The organism is Niabella sp. ZPM-14 (genome assembly GCF_055693045.2).
In genome coordinates this window covers 1,029,000-1,049,179 of the sequence record NZ_CM181148.1, presented here as the reverse complement: position 1 = coordinate 1,049,179, position 20,180 = coordinate 1,029,000, and the positions used below count along the sequence as shown (strand labels likewise).

Annotated in this window: 18 protein-coding genes; 8 read left to right on the top strand and 10 right to left on the bottom strand. The window is 46.5% G+C overall.

What is annotated here, in order from left to right; translation table 11 throughout:
• Positions 1–181: 181 nt before the first annotated feature.
• A complete protein-coding gene (htpG, locus tag ACU37H_RS04465) occupies positions 182–2,068 on the bottom strand; it encodes a molecular chaperone HtpG (protein WP_472703158.1) in 1,887 nt (628 codons plus the stop codon).
• 168 nt (positions 2,069–2,236) lie between these two features.
• Between htpG and ACU37H_RS04460 the strand changes: the two genes are divergently transcribed.
• Positions 2,237–2,569 (top strand): cupin domain-containing protein, encoded by a 333-nt coding sequence (locus ACU37H_RS04460; protein WP_472703157.1) that lies wholly within the window; start codon positions 2,237–2,239, stop codon positions 2,567–2,569.
• A 12-nt stretch (positions 2,570–2,581) separates the two neighbouring features.
• Here ACU37H_RS04460 and ACU37H_RS04455 read toward each other — a convergent pair whose 3' ends face one another.
• The 3 genes from ACU37H_RS04455 to ACU37H_RS04445 form a co-directional block, all read right to left on the bottom strand.
• Positions 2,582–3,916: an MATE family efflux transporter gene (locus ACU37H_RS04455; RefSeq protein WP_472703156.1), complete on the bottom strand. Its 1,335-nt coding sequence runs from the start codon at positions 3,914–3,916 to the stop codon at positions 2,582–2,584.
• A gap of 74 nt (positions 3,917–3,990) precedes the next feature.
• Entirely contained in the window at positions 3,991–4,740 is a 750-nt protein-coding gene (locus ACU37H_RS04450; RefSeq protein ID WP_472703155.1) for a class I SAM-dependent methyltransferase, read from the bottom strand.
• A gap of 9 nt (positions 4,741–4,749) precedes the next feature.
• Positions 4,750–5,934 carry a thiolase family protein gene (locus tag ACU37H_RS04445; protein WP_472703154.1) on the bottom strand — a complete coding sequence of 395 codons (1,185 nt, stop codon included), beginning with the start codon at positions 5,932–5,934 and terminating at the stop codon, positions 4,750–4,752.
• Positions 5,935–6,685: 751 nt separating this feature from the next.
• Between ACU37H_RS04445 and ACU37H_RS04440 the strand changes: the two genes are divergently transcribed.
• The 7 genes from ACU37H_RS04440 (at position 6,686) to rnr (ending at position 15,401) form a co-directional block, all read left to right on the top strand.
• Positions 6,686–7,897: an exo-beta-N-acetylmuramidase NamZ family protein gene (locus ACU37H_RS04440; RefSeq protein ID WP_472703153.1), complete on the top strand. Its 1,212-nt coding sequence runs from the start codon at positions 6,686–6,688 to the stop codon at positions 7,895–7,897.
• 105 nt (positions 7,898–8,002) lie between these two features.
• The gene (locus ACU37H_RS04435; RefSeq protein WP_472703152.1) at positions 8,003–8,821 is read left to right on the top strand and encodes a DUF3822 family protein; all 819 of its coding nucleotides are present in this window, start codon (positions 8,003–8,005) and stop codon (positions 8,819–8,821) included.
• A gap of 29 nt (positions 8,822–8,850) precedes the next feature.
• Positions 8,851–9,333, top strand: a complete 483-nt coding sequence (locus tag ACU37H_RS04430; protein WP_472703151.1) for an RsmD family RNA methyltransferase — start codon at positions 8,851–8,853, stop codon at positions 9,331–9,333.
• A gap of 229 nt (positions 9,334–9,562) precedes the next feature.
• Positions 9,563–11,401, top strand: a complete 1,839-nt coding sequence (locus tag ACU37H_RS04425) for a hypothetical protein (protein WP_472703150.1) — start codon at positions 9,563–9,565, stop codon at positions 11,399–11,401.
• Positions 11,402–11,668: 267 nt separating this feature from the next.
• Positions 11,669–12,238 carry a 5-formyltetrahydrofolate cyclo-ligase gene (locus ACU37H_RS04420; protein ID WP_472703149.1) on the top strand — a complete coding sequence of 190 codons (570 nt, stop codon included), beginning with the start codon at positions 11,669–11,671 and terminating at the stop codon, positions 12,236–12,238.
• Positions 12,228–13,307 carry a tetraacyldisaccharide 4'-kinase gene (lpxK, locus tag ACU37H_RS04415; protein ID WP_472703148.1) on the top strand — a complete coding sequence of 360 codons (1,080 nt, stop codon included), beginning with the start codon at positions 12,228–12,230 and terminating at the stop codon, positions 13,305–13,307. The genes ACU37H_RS04420 and lpxK overlap by 11 nt, the downstream gene beginning before the upstream one ends.
• Positions 13,308–13,427: 120 nt before the next feature.
• Positions 13,428–15,401, top strand: coding sequence for a ribonuclease R (gene rnr, locus ACU37H_RS04410; RefSeq protein ID WP_472703147.1), 1,974 nt, complete (start codon positions 13,428–13,430; stop codon positions 15,399–15,401).
• 89 nt (positions 15,402–15,490) lie between these two features.
• Here the strand turns inward: rnr and ACU37H_RS04405 are convergent, their stop codons facing one another.
• From ACU37H_RS04405 to ACU37H_RS04380, 6 genes are all read right to left on the bottom strand, one after another.
• The gene (locus ACU37H_RS04405; protein ID WP_472703146.1) at positions 15,491–15,880 is read right to left on the bottom strand and encodes a tautomerase family protein; all 390 of its coding nucleotides are present in this window, start codon (positions 15,878–15,880) and stop codon (positions 15,491–15,493) included.
• A gap of 277 nt (positions 15,881–16,157) precedes the next feature.
• Complete coding sequence (locus tag ACU37H_RS04400) at positions 16,158–17,003, bottom strand: hypothetical protein (RefSeq protein WP_472703145.1); 846 nt, start codon at positions 17,001–17,003, stop codon at positions 16,158–16,160.
• An 80-nt stretch (positions 17,004–17,083) separates the two neighbouring features.
• Positions 17,084–17,992 carry an ankyrin repeat domain-containing protein gene (locus ACU37H_RS04395; RefSeq protein ID WP_472703144.1) on the bottom strand — a complete coding sequence of 303 codons (909 nt, stop codon included), beginning with the start codon at positions 17,990–17,992 and terminating at the stop codon, positions 17,084–17,086.
• A gap of 146 nt (positions 17,993–18,138) precedes the next feature.
• Positions 18,139–19,266 carry a Fic family protein gene (locus ACU37H_RS04390; RefSeq protein WP_472703143.1) on the bottom strand — a complete coding sequence of 376 codons (1,128 nt, stop codon included), beginning with the start codon at positions 19,264–19,266 and terminating at the stop codon, positions 18,139–18,141.
• A gap of 116 nt (positions 19,267–19,382) precedes the next feature.
• Positions 19,383–19,634, bottom strand: coding sequence for a hypothetical protein (locus ACU37H_RS04385; protein WP_472703142.1), 252 nt, complete (start codon positions 19,632–19,634; stop codon positions 19,383–19,385).
• Positions 19,635–19,660: 26 nt separating this feature from the next.
• Positions 19,661–20,176: a hypothetical protein gene (locus ACU37H_RS04380; RefSeq protein ID WP_472703141.1), complete on the bottom strand. Its 516-nt coding sequence runs from the start codon at positions 20,174–20,176 to the stop codon at positions 19,661–19,663.
• Positions 20,177–20,180: the final 4 nt, after the last annotated feature.

Genomic DNA, 20,180 nt, shown 5'->3' with positions numbered 1-20,180 from the left:
GCGCTACCAGCGCCAGGAATTAGTGCGGAGCCGCTGAAGCCACAAAGACCGGCATGAAATATCGCTCTTATGGGCACAACGCCCGGGATAAAAATGTTATGCACTCAAAGTTCACGTTAACATAAAAATCAGAACGCCGGGCATAGCCCGGCGTTCTACTACTCATTTTATAAGATTGTTATCAGATCATCTTCACGCTTCTCTCTACAAAAGAAGTCAGCTCTGCACCCGTCAGCATGCCCTGTGCCAGCAGCGCAAGGTCAAATGCTTGGTGTGCCAGTGCTTTCCGGGCCTCGCTGTTGGTTTCGCCGAGGATCCTGGAAGCCAGCGGGTGGTTGGCGTTTACCGCTACCTTGTATTTATCCGGCATCGATCCGTAGAAGTTCATACCGCCGCCCATCGCCGCCATATCTTTCATGCGACGCATAAATTCATCCATCGTCACCGTTACCGGCATCGCGTCAGGTGATAGATTTTCGATAGACACTTCCATGCCCGGCCTGGTGATCGCTTCTTTGAAAACAGTTTCCAGCTCTTTGCTTTGCTCTTCGCTTAAAGCGCTTTCTACTTTTTCATCTTTGTCGATCAACTTCTCGATCACATCCGCATCTACACGCTTGATCTGCGTTTTCTCCAGGTCGCGTTCCAGGTGGCTGACGAAATGATTGTCCAGCGGTCCGTCCAGCAACAAGACATCATACCCTTTTTTCTCTGCGGCACTAATATAGCTATGTTGCTTGTCAGCGTTGTTAGAATACAGGTAAATCACATTTCCGTCTTTATCTGTTTGTGCTTCCGTCACCTTGTCTTTGTATTCAGATAAAGTAAAGAATTCCTTTTTTACATTGGTCATCAGCACGAAGTCTTTGGCGCGCTCCGCAAACTTAGGTTCGCTGATGATGCCATATTTTACAAACACGCCGATGTCGTTCCATTTTTCTTCATAGCTTTTTCTGTCGTTCTTAAACAACTCCGCTAATTTATCCGCTACTTTTTTAGTAATGTGTGCATTGATCTTTTTTACATTGCCATCTGCCTGCAAAAAGGATCGTGACACGTTGAGCGGAATATCGGGCGAATCGATCACGCCATGCAGCAGCATCAGAAATTCAGGCACAATGTCTTTCACATCATCCGTGATAAACACCTGGCGGCTGAATAACTTGATCTTGTTGCGCTGTATCTCAACGTCGTTTTTGATTTTAGGAAAATATAAGACACCGGTGAGGTTGAACGGATAGTCTACATTCAGGTGAATCCAGAATAAGGGGTCTTCACTGAATGGGTAGAGTTCTTTATAAAAGCTCAGGTAATCCTCATCTTTTAGTTCTGAAGGCGCCTTCGTCCATATAGGTTTTACGGTGTTGATAATGTTGGGTACCTCAACGTCCTTATATTTGGGTTTACCCTCCTCGTCTTCGCCGTCCGGCTCACTGGTCGTCCTGGTACCGAACTGCACGGGTACGGGTAAGAACTTAGCATATTTATCTAAGATCGACTGGAGTTTGTAGTTTTCCAGGAAGTCTTTATTCTCTTCGTTGATGTAAAGAATGATATCCGTTCCGCGCTCCGTGCGGTTGCCTTCGCTTAATTCAAAGCTCGTGCTTCCGTCGCACACCCACCGGGCAGGTTCTGCGCCGGGTTGATAGCTTAACGTCTGGATCTCCACTTTGTCGGCTACCATGAAGGCGGAATAAAATCCTAAACCAAACTGACCGATGATCTCATGCGCGTCCTTCGCCTCTTTGAATTTTTCCAGGAACTCACTTGCGCCTGAAAAGGCGACCTGGTTGATATATTTCTTGATCTCCCCGGCCGTCATACCAATACCATTATCTGAGATCGTAATCGTTTTGGCATCCGCATCCAGCTTCACCTGAACCAATGGTTCGCCCAACTCCCCGTTGAACTGTCCAAGGGATACCAGCCTTTTGGCCTTCTGGATCGCATCTACTGCGTTAGAAACCAGTTCCCGGAGGAATATTTCGTGATCGCTGTATAAAAACTTTTTAATTATCGGGAAGATATTCTCCGTGTGAATCGAAATAGTACCTTTTTCCTGAACCATATAAATTTTTTTTCATGTGGCTCAAAATTGATACCGCCTGCGTCAATAAAGTCAGAATGTCATGCTATAATGAAAAAATTTCACTCGTGTACGTTTCTGCCCAGCAATGCCAAGGCTCAATCAGGCCCAATCTTTCGGAAGCAACGATTTGTTTGATATCTTCGGAGCATGGAGCAACCATTTTTTCAAATCGCCGCAGAGCTGCCCTGGCAGGATCTGGGCGGCGGGGTAGAGCGGCAACTTTTTGGCTATAATGACCAGATCATGATGGTCAAAGTCAGATTCCAGGACGGCGCTGTCGGAGCCATGCACCAACACCCTCACGTGCAGGTAAGTTATGTCGAAAGCGGACGCTTCGAGCTGACCATCGGCGCCGAAGTGAAAATACTCAATAAAGGCGATGGCTATTTCGTGCCACCGGATGTGCTACACGGATGTGTTTGCCTGGAGGCCGGTGTGCTGGTCGACGCCTTCTCGCCTTTAAGAGAAGACTTCCTCTAACCCCGTTTCATATTACAAATGCTGCCGGGTTTTTTTCAAGAACCGGATCGTCAGAAACAGTGCCGAGAAGGTCAAGCCGCTGATAAAGCCCATCCAGACGCCTTTTTCGGCCATACCGAAGTGAAAGGCCATCAGGTAGCCGAGCGGTATACCCAGGATCCAGTAGGCAATGAAAATGAAGAGGGTGGGCACATTGACATCTTTGATGCCGCGCAACAGGCCTGCACTGGTAGCCTGTATCGCATCGGGTATCTGAAAGGCGGCTGCGAAAAGCAATAGCCCCGCAGCAATACCTACGACTTTCGTCTCGTGATTGAAAAGCAAAGGCAGCTGTTGCCTGAAAACAATAAATAACACAAAACATATCGTTCCATAGATCAATGCCATGACGACGGTGCTTTTGCCTATTACGGAAATGCGTTTCCAATTGTTGCTTCCAAATGCGTTGCTCACACGGATAGAACCCGCCTGCGACAGGCCCAGGGATACCATGAAGGCAAAAGCCGCACAGCTCAAAGCGATCTGATGGGCAGCCTGAGGAGCTGCGCCAATCGTACCCACCAGGATACCTGACACGGCAAAAGCACCGGCTTCCATGCCGATCTGTAAGCTGCTGGGAATCCCGATTTTTAAGAGCTGAACCAGCGTGTCCTTTTTGAAGTTCCACTGGTTCCTTGCGACAGACATATATTTTCTGAACACTTTGTGATTGAGTATCACGACGCCCAACGCCACGAATATCGCCGTGCGGGTAATGAGTGTGGCGTATCCGGCGCCAATCAGCTCAAGGCGTGGAAATCCCCAGTTTCCATAGATCAGCAGCCAGTTTAAAAACACGTTTAAAGGAATGGCAACAATAGAAAGCGTCATGGCTGTCTTAGTATATTCCAGCCCATCTGCAAATTGTTTTAAGGTCATGAACAGCACCATCGGGATGATCGAAAAACTCATGAGGGTCATGAATGGCATGGCCAGCGCCACCACTTCAGGGTCCTGCTTCAGATGGAGCAAAATATTCCGGCCGAAGAAAAGCCCGAGCGAAATAAACACGCCAAAAGCTGCACAGAGCCAGAAACCATTATAGAAATAATGAGATACTAATTGTTTGTCATAGCGGCCACGCGCCAGCGATACCATCTGTGCCACAGAGATTGTTACACCAATACCAAAGATGAAGGGTATATTAATCACATTCAATACCAGCGCCGCCGCGGCGAGTTGCTTATAGCCTGTGTAGCCGATCATGGCCGTGTCGATGAGGTGAAGGCTCATTTGTGCCAGTTCACCAAATATGATGGGAAGCGCCAGTTTGAGGGTGTTCCTGGCCTCGGTTTTATAGAAGTACATGATTACATGTTATGCGTGAAAATCAAATCGGAAAAGGGCGTTGCTATTTTAATAGGTCAGTTGGAGCGGATAACCTAATCACTCCAATACACCAGCGTGTCATAAAAGAATTCGGCCTTGCCTTCTGTCTGGTATCGTTCAAAAAGATCTCGGATCTGCATCATGATCCGGTCGTGCACATCACCGGTGGTGGGCACATAGGAAGAGGAAAGTACACGTCCTTTGAACGATTCCCAGTCGAAGGTCTGGCTATTGGGAAGAATTTTTTTATGCATATTTTTTTGACCAAAAAAAGAAGCGATCGCAGCGTCATCCACGTTGCGGTGATCCAGCGTTTTGTATTCCGGAAGGTTGTCGATCAATATATTTTCGTACCCCCTGGTAAAGGGCTGGTCATCTTTCCTGGCGTTCCAGATCAGCACCACACGCCCATTATCCTTCAGGATCCGTTCAAACTCTTTTTGCGTGGCGCGCTGATCAAACCAGTGAAAAGCCTGTCCCGCCACCACGATATCAACGCTTTGGTCAGGCAGCATCGTTTGTTCCGCCGACCCGCAAATGATGCGCAGGTTGTTATTGGATCCATACAGTTCCTGGCAGGCACTGCGCATGGCTTCATTAGGTTCCACCGCAAAAGTGGGATTCCCGTTCGACAGGAACAGCTCCGTCAAAAATCCTGTACCGGCGCCTATGTCGGCTACCGTGTGCCGGGCAGTGAAACCTGTTTCCTGCTGCAACACTTCTATAATGGCTGTCGGATATTTTGGTCTGTATTTGATATAGTTACTTACGCGATCTGAAAAGCGTTCTTTGGAATTGGTCATACAAGTTCTTTACAATTTTTTAATGATCATAGCGCTGGCCCCTCCGCCACCGTTACAAATGCCTGCACCGCCATACACTGCACCTTGTTGTTGTAACACGTGGATGAGTGTCACAATAATCCGGGCGCCACTGGCTCCTAACGGATGCCCCAGGGCTACCGCGCCGCCATTGACATTCACTTTGGCAGGGTCAAGTCCGAGGCGCCGGGTATTTTCAATGCCCACTACACTAAAAGCTTCATTGAGCTCCCAGCAATCAATTTGATCCGACGTTAAGCCGGCTTTTGCCAGGGCTTTGGGAAGGGCCAGCGAAGGGGTAGTGGTAAACCATTCCGGCGCCTGTTCGGCATCGGCGTATGAAACGATTTGTGCAATGGGCTTTATACCGAGGGCTTCTGCTTTTTCACGGCTCATCAGCACTAAGGCGGCGGCGCCGTCGTTCATCGTGCTGGCATTAGCCGCTGTCACGGTGCCGTCTTTTTTAAACGCGGGCCGTAACGCTGGTATCTTTTCAAACTGAACATTAAACGGTTCTTCATCCTTGTCAAAAACAACGGGATCGCCTTTTCTTTGAGGAACGGAAACAGGCACCACTTCTTCATAAAACTTTCCTTCATCCCATGCCGCACGACTGCGCTGGTAGCTTTCAACAGCAAAAGCGTCCTGCGCTTCCCGGCTGATGCCACATTCGCTTGCACAAAGTTCCGCGGCGATGCCCATGGCATTCTGATCGTAAACATCTGTCAGTCCATCTTTCGCCAGCCCGTCGATCAAATCTGTGTTGCCGTATTTATTGCCCCATCTCAAATTGCCTACATAAAAGGGAACGTTGCTCATGCTCTCCATGCCGCCTGCGACAACAATGTCCGCGTCACCTAACAAGATACTTTGCGTTGCCTGAGCGATTGCTTTCATACCGCTGGCACATACCTTATTCACCGTAGTACAATTCACTTCATTCGGAAGGCCGGCAAATTTAGCAGCCTGTCGCGCCGGCGCCTGTCCCAGGTTGGCCTGCAACACACAGCCCATCAGTACTTCCTGTACCTGGTCGGGTTGGATGCCCGCTTTCTCAACGGCCGCCTTGATGGCAGCAGCGCCGAGCTGCGTAGCAGTGAGATCTTTAAGAGCGCCTCCGAAACTTCCCATCGGCGTGCGCACGGCGGACACGATATAGACTTCTTTGTTATTCATGGGCATTTGTTTTAAGTGACTCGACTGTACAGGCTGTTCAAAATAACGATGATGTGGCTTCGGCCTTCTTTTGTTCCGCCTTTAATTACAGACATGATCTTAAGATCGTCCCGCAAAAAACGAATGGCTGGCGGATCGGTATGACCGCTGTAAGCGGTTGAACATAGGCCTTTCATATAGTCTCATCAGGCCACAAAGGTAATTGTCTTTTTTATATGGCTGTGTTAAGCTGTCCAAGGGGCACATTTTTATCTTTCTCTTTGTTTATTGTCTGCGACTAAAATCCATGTCCGAATAGATCATAATGCGATGTCGTTACGCGTGAAAGATCCAGATACCAAAAAGGGACTATTTATTTGTGTATCTGTGGTTTTATCAACGCGTCAGACCGGGACGGTCAGACGCGTATTAAATCTCATGCTTTACCTTGGTATAAGCCGCATGGCGTGCATTCGATGGAAAGGCATCGGTGGTATAACAACTTAGGCGTTCGCCCTGTTAAGCTGCCTGTTCGCTCTGAATGTAACGTCCGGATAAAAAATTTCCTGTAAGTTTGAGCACATGGTGCCGGTGTTCCCTGGCGGGAGGAGCTCCGTTAACAGCCCTGATCGTGTAACGATCCCGCATTTTGCTTCGTCTGGTTATTATAAAGACGACTTTCAAACAAGAAAATAAAGTTATGCGGATGGAACCGGTATGACAGTATCCTGATCATCAAAGGTCCCGTTCACCTAAAATCAAATAAGAAAATATGCGAATGAAACTTTACGCTTTATGCCTGGTATCAATGGTTTTTCTGTTGTATGCTTTCACGGCTAAAGATCAAAAGACCCCACCAAAAATTATTACGGGGGCTGATCAGACCGATCTGTATGTAGACTATCTTAAAGGCAAACGCGTAGCGGTGATGGCCAACCCTACAACCATCATCGGCAAAAAGCACCTGGTGGACAGCCTGCAATCGCTGGGCATCAATATTGTAAAGGTGTTTGGACCGGAGCATGGTTTTCGCGGCAACGTTAGTGCAGGCGCCAAGGTGAAAGATGAAAAAGATCCTGAAACGGGCATACCTATCATCTCTTTATACGGAGCGAAGAACAAGCCTACCAGGCAGGACATGGCTGATGTGGATGTCCTGATCTACGACTTGCAGGATGTGGGCGTTCGGTTTTATACTAATATCAACGCCCTCTCGCGGCTGATGGAAGCCTGTGCAGAGAACGACAAAGAGATGCTGATCCTCGACCGGCCTAATCCCAATGCTTATCTCATTGATGGACCTATTCTCGACATGAAGTATAAATCAGGGATCGGAATGTTTCCGCTGCCGATGTCGCATGGCTTGACTGTAGCCGAGTTTGCGCAAATGGCCAATGGCGAAGGATGGCTTACCAATAAAGTAAAGTGCAAATTGAAGATCATCAAAGTGGCCAATTATTCACATGATATGCCTTATACGTTACCGGTGAAGCCTTCTCCCAACCTTAACACGCAACAGGCAATCTTGTTGTATCCATCAACCTGCATGTTCGAGGGTGTCTACCTCAATCACGGCCGGGGAACGCAATTTCCTTTTACCGTTTTAGGCAGCCCCGAACTGAAAGGAAAGTATTCGTTTTCGTTCACACCCGTTTCCATAAAAGGAATGGCAGAAACGCCGCTCTTTATGAACCAGCGTTGCTATGGCCTCGACCTGCGTAATTACGATGTGGAGCGCCTGCGTAAAAGCGGCAAGATCAATTTGCAATGGATCATGGAATTGTACAAAGCGCATCCGCATAAAGAAAAATTTTTCGATTCCAAATTGAGTAAGGAAATGGGAACGATCGAAAGGCTGATCGGGTCCGGCGAGTTTCGTCAGCAGATCATCAATGGTGCTTCGGAGGCGGAAATACGCGCATCCTGGGAGCCGGGCCTGAGCCGCTACAAAGAAATGCGCAAAAAGTACCTGCTCTACCCATAAGTCGGGAACCGGTTCATCCTTGGTACGAGGTTATCGCCAGCCGGGGAGCATGTCGATTTTTAATCAGATATTTGCCGTCAACATCCATTTAAAAGCGTCATTATTTTGCAGGAGCAGTTTATTATTTCGACAGAGGGGGAGATCGTTCCTCGTGAAAGTTACCTCGCCCTACAGCTGGGCACCACTTATGTAAGTTTTTGTATCTATCGTCCTGACGATCAGCGGCTCGTACAATTGAAGCGATACCGGCTGCCATTCCTGTCGGTAGATGCCCTGGATGAAATACTTTCCGACAACCCGATACTTCAGGGCGATTTTGAGCGTATCGTTACCTCTCTTGATTTTGGATACAGCGCACTGATGCCGGCCGAACTGGGCCAGGCCGATCCGACGCCATTTATGTACCTTGAAAGTGCAGATCAGCAAGATCATGTGATCACGGAATCAGTTACCCCCGATATGAATAATATCTATGCGGTGCCTCCTCCGATTTTGACATGGGTGGTGCACCATTTTCCATCTTCCGTATACCTGCACGCCCACACGGCGCAGATCGCTTCCGTGGCAGCCCGAGAAGATACAGGATTGCTCAAACTGGATTTTTCTCTCAACAGGTTTACAGCAGTGGTTTTTGCAGGAAGCCGTTTGTTGCTGGCCAAAACCTATACTTATCAAACGCCGACCGATGTGGTGTTCTACCTGCTCAAGATCTGTGAGGTCTATGGTCTTTCCCAACAGGATGTACAGTTGCAGGTATCCGGTTTGGTAGATACCAGTTCGAAACTCTATAAAGAACTGTACGACTATTTTTTACATGTAACGTTAAACAATGCGAAGTGGTCTGATGATACATCCGATCTTCCTCCCCATTATTTTGCTTCGCTCAATGAATTAGTGCTATGCGAATTATTTCAGGAAGCCTAGGCGGGCGAAGGATACAGCCACCTTCAAAGATGCCGTATACACGACCTACTACCGATGTGGCTAAGGAAGGTTTGTTCAACACGCTGCAGCATCGTATTGACTTTGACGAGTTGAAGACGCTGGATCTTTTCGGAGGCACGGGCTGCATCAGCTATGAACTGGCCAGCCGCGGCGCGGCAGATCTTACCATCGTGGAGAAAGATAATCAGATGTTTGACTTTATCAAGAAGACCGCAGCTGCTTTGAAGATCGACAACATCAGGTTGGTAAAAATGGACGTGTTCAAATTCCTGCAGGGACATAACCAGCAATACGATTTTATTTTCGCAGGACCACCTTATGCATTGAAGGAGATTGACGATTTACCACGCATCGTGGTATCGCAGGGCCTTCTGAAGCCCGGGGGCCTGTTTGTCCTGGAGCATACGCCGCGCAACGATTATAAACAGTTTGATCAATACAGCTTCGAGAAAAATTACGGCACCACCATTTTTTCTATGTTTCAAAACTAACATAACTGTCGTCAAGGTTTCTGAACCTGGTTCGTAATTTTCAAGAAACCGGTTTTTGATCCCTTTGATACTATACTATATATATAGCATATTTATCAGATTATAAATAAAAATTTTACAAATAATTTTTTATTTATATAATTATTTCGTATATTTGTGTCTGAAAGAGCTGACCCCCAAACCGCGTCCACTAGACCGGAAGACGACTCTAACCTGAAAAGACACTGATATGAACAAAACTCTGATACCATCATTCGCAATATTTACCCTATTCTTTTTATGCACTATTAAAGTGAGTGGGCAAAATTCATGCGGATCAGTCGAGAGGACGCCTACCGGACTCTTTGGATTCAGAGCCACTCAAACAAATAATTTAGACATCAATAAGATTACAGCGGCTAATAGCAACGGAACAGGCTGGGCTGGTTCAGGAAGCGGAGTGGTGAATACCGGCAGCAGCAGCACTGTATTTATTGACAATAGCCATACACAAACATTTACCTTACCTATCACTGATGCCAATCCGCGTGGACAGGGCGCAGTGGTGACTATTAAATATGCTGCGCTGGCAGATGGGAAACCTGCTGATATTACGGTTTCTTATGCAGGGAGAGAATACTTCGAAGCCACCAGTGGCGGAGATGGGACCAACAATGTCACCCAGTCTTTTGAAAATGGTGCGTCCAGCACGGTCAATATCAATATTAACGGGCAGCGGACCACAGCATTCAGGATTCCTGCAGATATACCCAATACAGGAACGCTCGAAGTGGAGTTTGATCCGGAAGGCGAGGGCGCTAATGAAAATTCAGATGACTTTGTGGTCTATGAGATGTCCTTCAAATCATGCAGTGGCACTGCCAGTAATGCTACACACCGTTTTTCAGGTGTGGTTGTAAGAGATGCCAACGGAAACAGCATCGAAGCCGATGCGCCACCATCCAATGTCAATACGGGCGGGCGGCCTTTGCAAGTGGCCTTATTTGATCAGGCAGGTGCCATGGTAGCGGGAACATCAACCCCTGTACAAAGCGACGGTACCTTTAGTATTCAGCACACAGGCGAGGGAACCTATACCATCAGATTGCTGAATCTGAATACCTCCAGTTATGTTTACACACGCGACTCGATCGCCAATCAGTCATCAGACCGGATGGCCGACGGACAGACAATACCCGTGACCGTTACCAATGATGCTGTGACACAGCTATTCATCCGGTTCGCTGTTAATGCCATTCCACAGACCTTTGATCAATTAGTCACCAAGAGCGCGGCACGTGAGCTTAATTTTTCTTCCCTTCCGCAGTTCCAGGTAAGTGATGAGGAGCAACAGCCTGCAAAAGGAGATTGGTCAGGCAATGGCAAATCTATTAAGATTGTTGATTTACCTGATAATGATTTTCAACTGACCTACAAAGGGCAGGCCGTGACTGCGGGCCAGGTGATCCATAATCTAGACCCCGAATTACTGAAGATCCGTCCCGGCTCGTCCGTGTCTGCGAACACTTCGTTCACCTTTGCGGCGGTTGATGCTGCAGGGGCAACAGATGCCAGTCCGGCTACTTACCATATCGATTTTCATAACACGGCTCCTGTGAGTTTTTCTGAACCAAATATGAAGGCTTCTTTCAAGGGCGATATATTGACCCTGAACTGGACGACGCTTTCCGAGGTCAATAGCGATTATTTTGAAGTACAGGTTTCCGTAGACGGAGGTCCGTTTAACAGCATTGGCAAAGTGGATTCAAAAGCAGAAGACGGTATTTCTGAAGCATCATTGAATTATTCTTTTAGCGGAAGTCTGAACGGTAGATCGGCTTTAGCTGCGGGTCTCTTTGCAGCATTATTGCTGACAGGCTGTGCAAGGGTAAAAAGAAAAGGCGCCAGACAGGCAGGTCTGTTATTCACAGCTTTGATCAGTGTAGTTTGTCTGTCTTTATCCTGTAACAAAACCGATGCTCCTATCGAGAGAAAAAAGGAAAAAACGGTTGTAGTTAAGATCGTACATGTCGATAAAGATGGAGTAAGGACAGATTCGGATATGATCAAACTAATAAAAAAATATTAATCAAGTGATGGCTCACCAAGCTATCCAATCAAAAGTAAACTATGAAAAAATAAGATATACGCAAGCTGTTAAACCTTGATCGAATTTAGTATTTGTTAAAATGCAAAAGAACCTATCGAAACAACACACACACACGCTAACTCTATGCAAAAACACAAGGGCAATGGGGGGACTTTTTTAAGTCTCCCTTTTTTGTGACAGCCCCCTTCGCCGGGATCTGGCATAAAACATGTATTTTGCTAAGCAAAGGCAAAACATTCGTTTACTATGCGTAAGTCAGAGGCCCGGAAATTATTTGTTCAGCAGCGGAGAGAAACCACGCCGCAGCAACGCCAGAAATGGGACGACCTGATCCTTATACAGTTTCAAAGCCTTCCGCTGCCCGATATGAAGCTGGTATTTACGTACGCTGCGATGGAAGCAGAGGTCAATACGGATGCGATTGTCGATTACCTGCATTTTTTACATCCGGCCCTCCAGGTGGCTTATCCCGTGTGTGACTTCGAAGACTTTACTATGCAGGCGATCTTATCCGGACCGGACACGCCGTTTGTGCTGAACCAATATGGCACTCCTGAGCCGCGGCTGGACGATGCCGCAGTCGTCTCACCGGTTGATATCGACCTGGTGATTCTCCCCTTGCTCTGCTTTGATCAAAACGGGTACAGGGTAGGCTACGGTAAAGGTTTTTATGATAAGTTTTTATCGCATGCCCGCGAGGATGTGCTCAAAGTGGGGTTGAGTTATTATGATCCCATCGAGAAAATCGAAGACCGAGATATATTTGACGTACCTTTAGATTATTGTGTTACCCCGGGGAAGGTCTATGAGTTTTAGGGATATAATCAAGAAGAAGAATTATTTTTTGCTGCCGTTTTCATGGTTGTACAAAACAGGGGTTTTTATATTCAGTCAATTATATGACCGGAACATCCTGCGCTCGTACCAACCGCCGAGACCTGCCATTTGTGTCGGTAACTTGTCTGTAGGTGGTACAGGAAAGTCGCCGATGGTCGAGTATCTGATGCGATTGCTGAAAGACCGCTGCCGCCTGGCGGTGATCAGCAGGGGATACCGCAGAAAGACAAAAGGCTTTTTAGTGGCGGATGCATCGACAACGGCAGATGATATCGGCGACGAGCCAATGCAATTTCATACGAAGTATCCGGAGGTGACCATCGCTGTGGGCGAAAAAAGAGCACCGGCGATTGAGCAGCTGTTACGTCAACAGCCATCCATCGAGGTGCTGCTGCTCGATGACGCTTTTCAGCACCGGGCCGTTACGCCAACGCTGAACATCCTGCTTACAGAATGTCATCATCTTTTTACGCGCGATTGGTACTTGCCTGCCGGCTCACTCCGGGATCTGAAAAGTAATTACCGCCGCGCGGAGATCATCGTAGTGACCAAATGCGCCCCGGACATGTCCTTCGCTGACAAGCAAAATATATGGAACGCCTTGCGGCCGTTGCCGTTTCAGAAAGTATTCTTCACGTGCATTGCCTATGGAACGCCTTACCATTTATTCAATGGCAGTGAGTGCCCTTTAGAACGGATGGAACATATGGTAGTGGTCACGGGGATCGCCAATCCGGCGCCCTTGCTGCAGCATATCGGGAAAGGCCGTAGAGCGGTAACTCATCTGGCTTATCCTGATCACCATCATTTCAGTGAGAGAGATATTGGGGATATTTTGGGCACATATCAGGAGCTGACTTTCAAAAATAAGTGTATTTTAACAACCGAGAAAGATGCGATGCGATTGAAGGGCCAGGCTAGACTGTCTGCCCTGCCTGTATATGCCTTGCCAATCGCGCACCATTTTTTATTTGACGAAAAAGCCGGCTTCGACGCTGCCGTCCTGGAAGCGGTGGGTGTGCAGCCGGAAAAAACGTCGGGACAATGAAAGTTTTTTTATTGATAAGATAGCAATCGTTAGCATGGCAGGAATGTTGATGTATAACGTTTTGCGACCGCTGTGTGTGATGGATAACGCGGTCCAACCGTTCCACTTTAAAATACAAGAATGAGCAAAAGCAATAAACCGAGAAGGAAAACGAAAGAACAGAAACCGGCCAAGAGGACGAAACGCCAGCCGGACAATACTTTGAAAGGTCGCCTGGAAGTTACCCGGTCCGGACGCGGTTTCGTAATCGTGGAAGGACTGGAGGAAGATGTTATGATCCCGCCTGATGGTCTGAAAAACGCAATGGATGGCGATACGGTACGCGTAGCCCTAAGCGGCAACCAGGAAGGCCGGCCGAAAGGAAAAGTGACTGAAGTTGTGCAGCGCAAGCGCATAGAATTTATGGGCAAAGTCCAGATGAACAAGGGCTTCGCATTTATCCTGGGTGATAAGGACAAGAACATACCTGATCTATATGTGGCCGAAGAGCATCTCAACGGCGCCAAAAACGGCGAAACAGTCGTAGCGCGTGTTCTGGATTGGGGTGGAGATGGCAAAAAGCCATCGGCGACCATTGTCACGATTATGAGCGGTGACGATGCTGCCGACGAGGCTATGAAGAATATACTGCTGGAAAACGGTTTTGCATTAAGCTTTTCTGATGAAGCAAGTGAGATCGCTGCCAGGATTCCTGAAGTGATTACGAAGGATGATATCAGTGTAAGAAAAGATGTCAGAAGTGTTCTGACCTTCACGATCGATCCGGCGGACGCCAAAGACTTTGACGATGCAATTTCTTACCGGAAGCTGAAAAACGGAAACCACGAGATTGGCGTGCACATCGCCGATGTGAGTCATTATGTAACGCCGGACAACGCTTTAGATAATGAAGCGTACCAGCGCGCTACTTCCGTATATCTTCCGGACCGGGTAAATCCCATGTTGCCAGAGCATATATCCAATGTATTATGTTCTCTTAGGCCCAACGAAGATAAGCTCGCTTTCTCGGCCATCTTTCAGATCACAGACAAGGCCGAGGTGAAACAATACTGGCTCGGCAAAACGGTGATCCATTCTAATCGCAGATATACCTACGAGGAAGCGCAGGAGATTATTGAAACAGGCCAGGGAGATCATGCGGATGTGATGCTTACCGTGAATAATATATCACAGGCGCTGCGTAAATATCGTTTCGACGAAGGAGCGATTAATTTCAATTCGACAGAAGTGCGTTTCAAACTTGACGAGAGCGGAGAGCCTATCGGGATCGTTCTCAAAGAAAGTAAAGAAGCGCATCAACTCATTGAAGAGCTGATGTTGCTCGCCAACCGCTACGTGGCCAAACATGTGTCCAAGATCAAGGTAAATAACAAAGCTATTCCATTTCCTTACCGGATCCACGATACACCGGATGAAGAGAAGTTGTTGCCCTTCATCGCGTTTGCCAATAAATTCGGTTATAAGTTTGATATATCCAGTGCGGAGGCGATTGCCGCGTCGTTCAATAAACTGTTGAAAGATGTAAAAGGCAGGCCGGAAGAAGCGGTGTTGCAGCAACTAGGTATCCGCACGATGGCCAAGGCCAAGTATACCGAAAGCAACGTAGGGCACTATGGGCTTGGTTTTGAATATTATTGTCATTTCACCTCTCCTATACGCCGGTATCCCGATATTATGGTGCACCGCATTTTACAGGAGATCCTGGAAGACCGTGTGAAGCCGGACAAGCGCATGGAAGAAAAATGCAAACATTGCAGTGAGCGCGAGCGCGCGGCGATGGACAGCGAGCGGTCGGCCAATAAATACAAACAGGTGCAGTTCATGAGTAAGTACGTAGGAGAGGAGTTCGATGCGATCGTGAGCGGCGTGTCCAAATTTGGCTTCTGGGCCGAAACGGTGGATCATCTTTGCGAAGGATTGGTTTCTATTACCAGCCTGGCGACACACGATAGCTTTAAACACTCGGAAAGTGATTACGCGTTGATCGGCCAGCGCACCGGTGTCAAATTTACGATGGGTGATAAGGTCCGTATCCGTGTGGTGGCGGCTCACCAGGAAAAGCGACAGCTCGATTACGAGTGGGTGAAAGACTAGCACCGGCTGATTCAATTGTCATAAAATAATTCAAAGGATACAAGGTCGACTTGTGTCCTTTTTATATTCAAAGAGAGGTGATAGAAGCGCTAAATATTCACTTTATAATTTAAGGCCAGCTCATCAGCACTTTTTCCGCGAATGCCCCAGTTGTGCATAGGTGTTTCGAAAATCGTTATCTCCAGGTCCATCGGCGAGATGCCCAGCACTTTTTCAAATTGATCAAACAGAAGTGCGTGAAGTTTCTTCTTTGCTTCAATACTCCGGCCTTCAAAGATGCTGATTTCGATAATGGTGTGTTTATCCGTACGGCCTTCAAAGTAGAAGAAGCTATCCTGGTCGATATAAATAAATCTGTGGGCTTTCTTTTCTCTTGGATATTGAAACGCAGCCACTACACACTCGTGTATTATTTCCGATACCTGTTCTCTGATGGGGTATAAATGCTCTTTTATTCCAAATATTTTAATTTGTCCCATGATGTCTATAACTATATTTTAAAATAGGTCAAAAGATACAATTTTGTTCTGTCAAAGATGAATACTATAGGAAAGCATCCGATCTTAAACCGACGGACAGCGCATACGCCCCCGGTGAAATTACAAGGGCCAGCGCAACGGCTTTCTCGTGAACATCGGTTGTTCAGCCAGGCATAAGATGGTGCGTGGTCCTGTTTGCCAATGTGGGTTTCAAATAGAAAGATGATGGAAAGAAAGGTTGCCATGTTGGCCTGGTTATCTTCATTTGCTGTCTTACTCAGTCTGCAGTTATCTTTTCTTTAGGAATATTAATCACGCCACAACCATCCACCAACCATTTATCCCCTACACGCTTTATTTTTGTTTGCAGCAAATCCTTGTTGTTGTCTCCGGTGAGAAATGTGAAGTAAAAATCTTCTGAGCCAAAAGAACGAAGCTCCATTTTTTCAGGACAATCCTGTGCATTCAATATCGGGTCAAAATCGGGTTCGGGGTTTTCCTGATAAAATTTCCGGTAGGCCGATTTAAATTCAGCGGTAACATTAGTGTTTGCCAACACCCAGTTCTTTTGTTCTTCCAGGCTTTTCATGGCGTTACATAAGGCAACATATCCATTTAAAAAGCGCATCAGCCATTGCTGGTTGCGTGCCGAGCTGATATCGTCCTTATCGTTCATAAAATTCTGCCATTCGGCATCTGAATTGAAAATGATCCATTCGTTCCATTCTTTTTTTTCTTTGGGAAATTCCTTGCGGCTTCCGTCTACCAGTAATGCGCCATCTTCCAAAACCACATAAGTACCCATTGGCTTCATTGTCAACATACGCTCTAAGCTTCCGGCATTCGGGTCGCAACGGGGGCAGCCCACCACTGTACCATCATTAAAGTAACCGACCAATCCGCCATTGGCATAAAACAGGTAGCTGAGCCTGCGTTCGCTATGCTTGCGGTTATTTTCTGCTGGTATAGTGTCTGACATTGCTTTTACGGTGTCAACGGCGGCCGCGTCTGCAGTGCTTGTTACAGGTGCTGATTTCTGCTGTTTTCCATTGCAGGCTGCCAACATTGTAATCAGCAGCATGCTCATAAACAAAGGACGGTATATTTCTTTAGTAGGCTTCATAAATCAGTTTTATTCAGAAGATGCAAAGGCTTATCCCGACAAGCCTCATTATAAAAATATAACATATAGCACGCGGATAATTATTCGGCAAGGATCTTTTTATCTTTTTCATACCGGTTTTCGCCGTAATTTTCAAGGAAGTTGACCGAACGTTTATCTCTTTCGTTGAGATTTTCATACAGTTTTATATTTAGTTTGGCTTCTTCTTTCAGATCTTTTTTAACCGGGAATTGGATATGGTATTTTTCCTGCAGGATTTTTTTCAGGTTACTTAATTCTTCACCGTATTTGCGATTTTGACTTTGACGCTTACTTCTTTCTTTTTCTTTCCATTGGAGATATTCGGCCATGGGAGATAGTTCTGTTCCGCTGATTTTAGGATGGCCTCCTCTCTGCAAAAAATATTTAGCAGTTTCCAGATCAAGACGTGTGGCCTCGGCCATAATGTTATCGCCGAGATAAGAAGTGTGGTTCATATCAGCGCCATTTTCGATCAGGAAATCGATCATCTTACGTTCGTTTTTTTCACCCCCCAGCAACATCGCTTTATAGAGGGGGCTACGGCCTATGGTGGGATTAAGGTTGACGCTGTACCTGATTAAGAGTTTGAGCATTTTGTAATTATTAATGCCCACCGCATGCGATAGTGGCGTCATCCAATGGTAGGGAATGGTAATATTGGGATCGGCTCCTTGCTGAAGCAGGATTTCCATGGCATCGATGTTTTCAATGATGGAAGCATACATCAGCAGGGTGTGGCCTTTGATGGGGCTGAGCTGGTCAATGACTTCGGGGTGCGCTTTTAAAAAACGCTCCAATTCGGCGTCATCTTCATCAAAAATGATTTGCGCTGCTTGTAGCTGCCGTCCCTCAAAAAGCTTCTGCGGCGGATATTGCTGGCGGTTGGGCTGCTTTCGCGACCGCCAGTTCCAGGTGAAATACAGGATGAAGGCCAAGGCCAAAAGAATCGAAAATAGGGTTCTTATCATAGTCTATTCAACATGCAAATTCTAAAAAATAAACGCCAAAAACAACCAGAAGTAATGCGACTAAAAGAGTTCAATATCTGCTCGATAGGGGGCTGCTACAACAAAAAATGGGATCGCACGGCCTCTTTTCCCATTTACAGATCATTTTATCTGCTGCTGAAAAGGTCCAGATATTCCTTAAATACATAAAGTCTGTTTCTCTGTGCGCCGGAAATTGGCTTCAGGATGTCCAGTTTTTCCAGGTCGGTTAACATTTTATAGGCCGTTACGTTCGATTTTCCGATGATTTCCTCTACCCGGTCTACTTCAATAATGGGCTGTGTATACAAGTAGTCCACCACTTTTCTGGCGTCGCCGCTTCTGCTACCCAACGATTTAATTTTCTTATCCAGAATCTTTTGCAATTGCATAATGCTATCAAAAGTCTGTACACCTTTTTGGGCGGTTTCTATCACTCCGGTAAGGAAAAACTTTAGCCATTGATGGAGATCGTGGTGCAGCCTGACCTTCATGAGATTATCATAGTATAAAAGCCGGTTTTTTTCAAAGAAATCAGAAAGGTATAAAATAGGCTGCTTCAAAATGCCCTTACTTACCAGGTACAGGGTGATCATCAATCTTCCTACCCGGCCATTGCCATCTAAAAAGGGATGGATGGTTTCAAACTGATAGTGTATGATCGCAATCTTCAGCAAATCGGGCAGCGGGTTGAGCTCATCATTGGCAAACTTTTCCAGGTCCGACATCAGCGCACCAATTGAGGTGTGTACCGGTGGAACAAAGGAGGCATCGCCGATGGTTGCGCCGCCAATCCAGTTCTGGCTGGTTCTGAATTCGCCCGGAAGACGGTGCTCCCCCCTGACGCCCTGAAGAAGAATACGGTGTGTTTGCCGGATCAGTCTTGAAGAAAACGGCAGCCGGTGGAGCTGTTCCACGGCTTCATTCATTGCAGCAATATAATTTTGCACTTCCTCCCAGTCGTCCCGCTTTTCATCCGATATTTCTTCTTTGTTCAAAAAAGCCTCCTCCATACTGGTTTGTGTACCTTCAATCCTGGACGATTGCGTGGCTTCCTTGGCAATATGCATACGAGTGAACAACTCAATGTTAACATACTGCGAATACATATCTAATCGTCCCAGTTGCCTGTCCGCTTTGCTTAACAAGTGGATTACATCCATATCCGTGACTTTCCAGGCTTTGTTAATCAACCCTGGTTCAAAGCTTTTATAAGCGCCTTGGTTCTGATACCGACCTGCGTAAAACGATTCCATTTCTTTAAAAATCCTTAAACAAAGGTAATGTTATTTAAGTTTTTAACCAAAAATCTTAAATAGTGAAATTTTTATTTAAGTTTTTTGTATATATTCTTAAATAAGGGACGCGTTATTTAAGTTGCTGTTCCGGAATGTTCTTTTAAAAAACGCTCCAATGCGGGGTCATCTTCATCAAAAATAATTTGTGCTGCCTTTAGTTGTGTTCCTTCAAAAAGCTTTTGTGGCGGATATTGCTGGCGGTTTGGTCGTTTGCGGGATCGCCAATCCCAGGTGAAATACAGGATGATGACGGCTACAGCCAGCGAAAGTCGAAAAAAGCCATGCCGCCTTCCAGGTAAACCACATTTTGGCTGTAATGGTCGCAATTTTTATCAAAGCCCCTTTGGATTTTTCATTGTTGTGGTGGATTTAATGTTTCAGTTTGTTTTAAGGAAGTGTGGGTGCTTACCTTTGTAAATAGCCATAAGGAACCAAGCAAAAGCACCGCTGATACAAGAAAAGCGGGTGTTTCGCGTACCTCAACATCGTTGTAGCACCCATAAAAATAAAAGTATTTCCAAACGTTCAGCTTGCTGGCAAGTGCTTCTATGCTTTCTATGGAAAAGAAGATAAAACCTGCCAGAATGTACAAACAGGGCAGAACGATGAGGAACAAAATAATGCATAGGAGGCGTATCGGCGAGCGTTTAAGGTGCCGCATCAGGTAATATAGCAAGGCGCCAAAAACCAGCAGGTAGGCGGGCAAAATAATTACGGCCCAAGTGCCGTCGCTTCCGGGCGTTGACGAACATTCGTCGATAATGGTAACCGCATGCGGAAAGATAAAGGCCATGTATAAAAACCAAAGCAAAGCGAATAACAGGCTTTGTAAAAATGGCTTTCGTGTTGTGTGTGCGTTGGATAACATTTTT

Excerpts from the sequence above, each read along its gene's own strand:
- rnr (WP_472703147.1), top strand. The coding sequence starts at position 13,428 with ATGAGCAAAAGCAATAAACCGAGAAGGAAAACGAAAGAACAGAAACCG.
- ACU37H_RS04460 (WP_472703157.1), top strand. The coding sequence starts at position 2,237 with ATGGAGCAACCATTTTTTCAAATCGCCGCAGAGCTGCCCTGGCAGGAT.
- ACU37H_RS04450 (WP_472703155.1), bottom strand. The coding sequence starts at position 4,740 with ATGACCAATTCCAAAGAACGCTTTTCAGATCGCGTAAGTAACTATATC.
- ACU37H_RS04400 (WP_472703145.1), bottom strand. The coding sequence starts at position 17,003 with ATGAAGCCTACTAAAGAAATATACCGTCCTTTGTTTATGAGCATGCTG.
- ACU37H_RS04425 (WP_472703150.1), top strand. The coding sequence starts at position 9,563 with ATGAACAAAACTCTGATACCATCATTCGCAATATTTACCCTATTCTTT.
- htpG (WP_472703158.1), bottom strand. The coding sequence starts at position 2,068 with ATGGTTCAGGAAAAAGGTACTATTTCGATTCACACGGAGAATATCTTC.
- ACU37H_RS04440 (WP_472703153.1), top strand. The coding sequence starts at position 6,686 with ATGCGAATGAAACTTTACGCTTTATGCCTGGTATCAATGGTTTTTCTG.
- ACU37H_RS04390 (WP_472703143.1), bottom strand. The coding sequence starts at position 19,266 with ATGGAATCGTTTTACGCAGGTCGGTATCAGAACCAAGGCGCTTATAAA.
- ACU37H_RS04455 (WP_472703156.1), bottom strand. The coding sequence starts at position 3,916 with ATGTACTTCTATAAAACCGAGGCCAGGAACACCCTCAAACTGGCGCTT.
- ACU37H_RS04430 (WP_472703151.1), top strand. The coding sequence starts at position 8,851 with ATGCCGTATACACGACCTACTACCGATGTGGCTAAGGAAGGTTTGTTC.
- ACU37H_RS04405 (WP_472703146.1), bottom strand. The coding sequence starts at position 15,880 with ATGGGACAAATTAAAATATTTGGAATAAAAGAGCATTTATACCCCATC.
- ACU37H_RS04420 (WP_472703149.1), top strand. The coding sequence starts at position 11,669 with ATGCGTAAGTCAGAGGCCCGGAAATTATTTGTTCAGCAGCGGAGAGAA.
- ACU37H_RS04395 (WP_472703144.1), bottom strand. The coding sequence starts at position 17,992 with ATGATAAGAACCCTATTTTCGATTCTTTTGGCCTTGGCCTTCATCCTG.
- ACU37H_RS04445 (WP_472703154.1), bottom strand. The coding sequence starts at position 5,934 with ATGAATAACAAAGAAGTCTATATCGTGTCCGCCGTGCGCACGCCGATG.
- lpxK (WP_472703148.1), top strand. The coding sequence starts at position 12,228 with ATGAGTTTTAGGGATATAATCAAGAAGAAGAATTATTTTTTGCTGCCG.
- ACU37H_RS04380 (WP_472703141.1), bottom strand. The coding sequence starts at position 20,176 with ATGTTATCCAACGCACACACAACACGAAAGCCATTTTTACAAAGCCTG.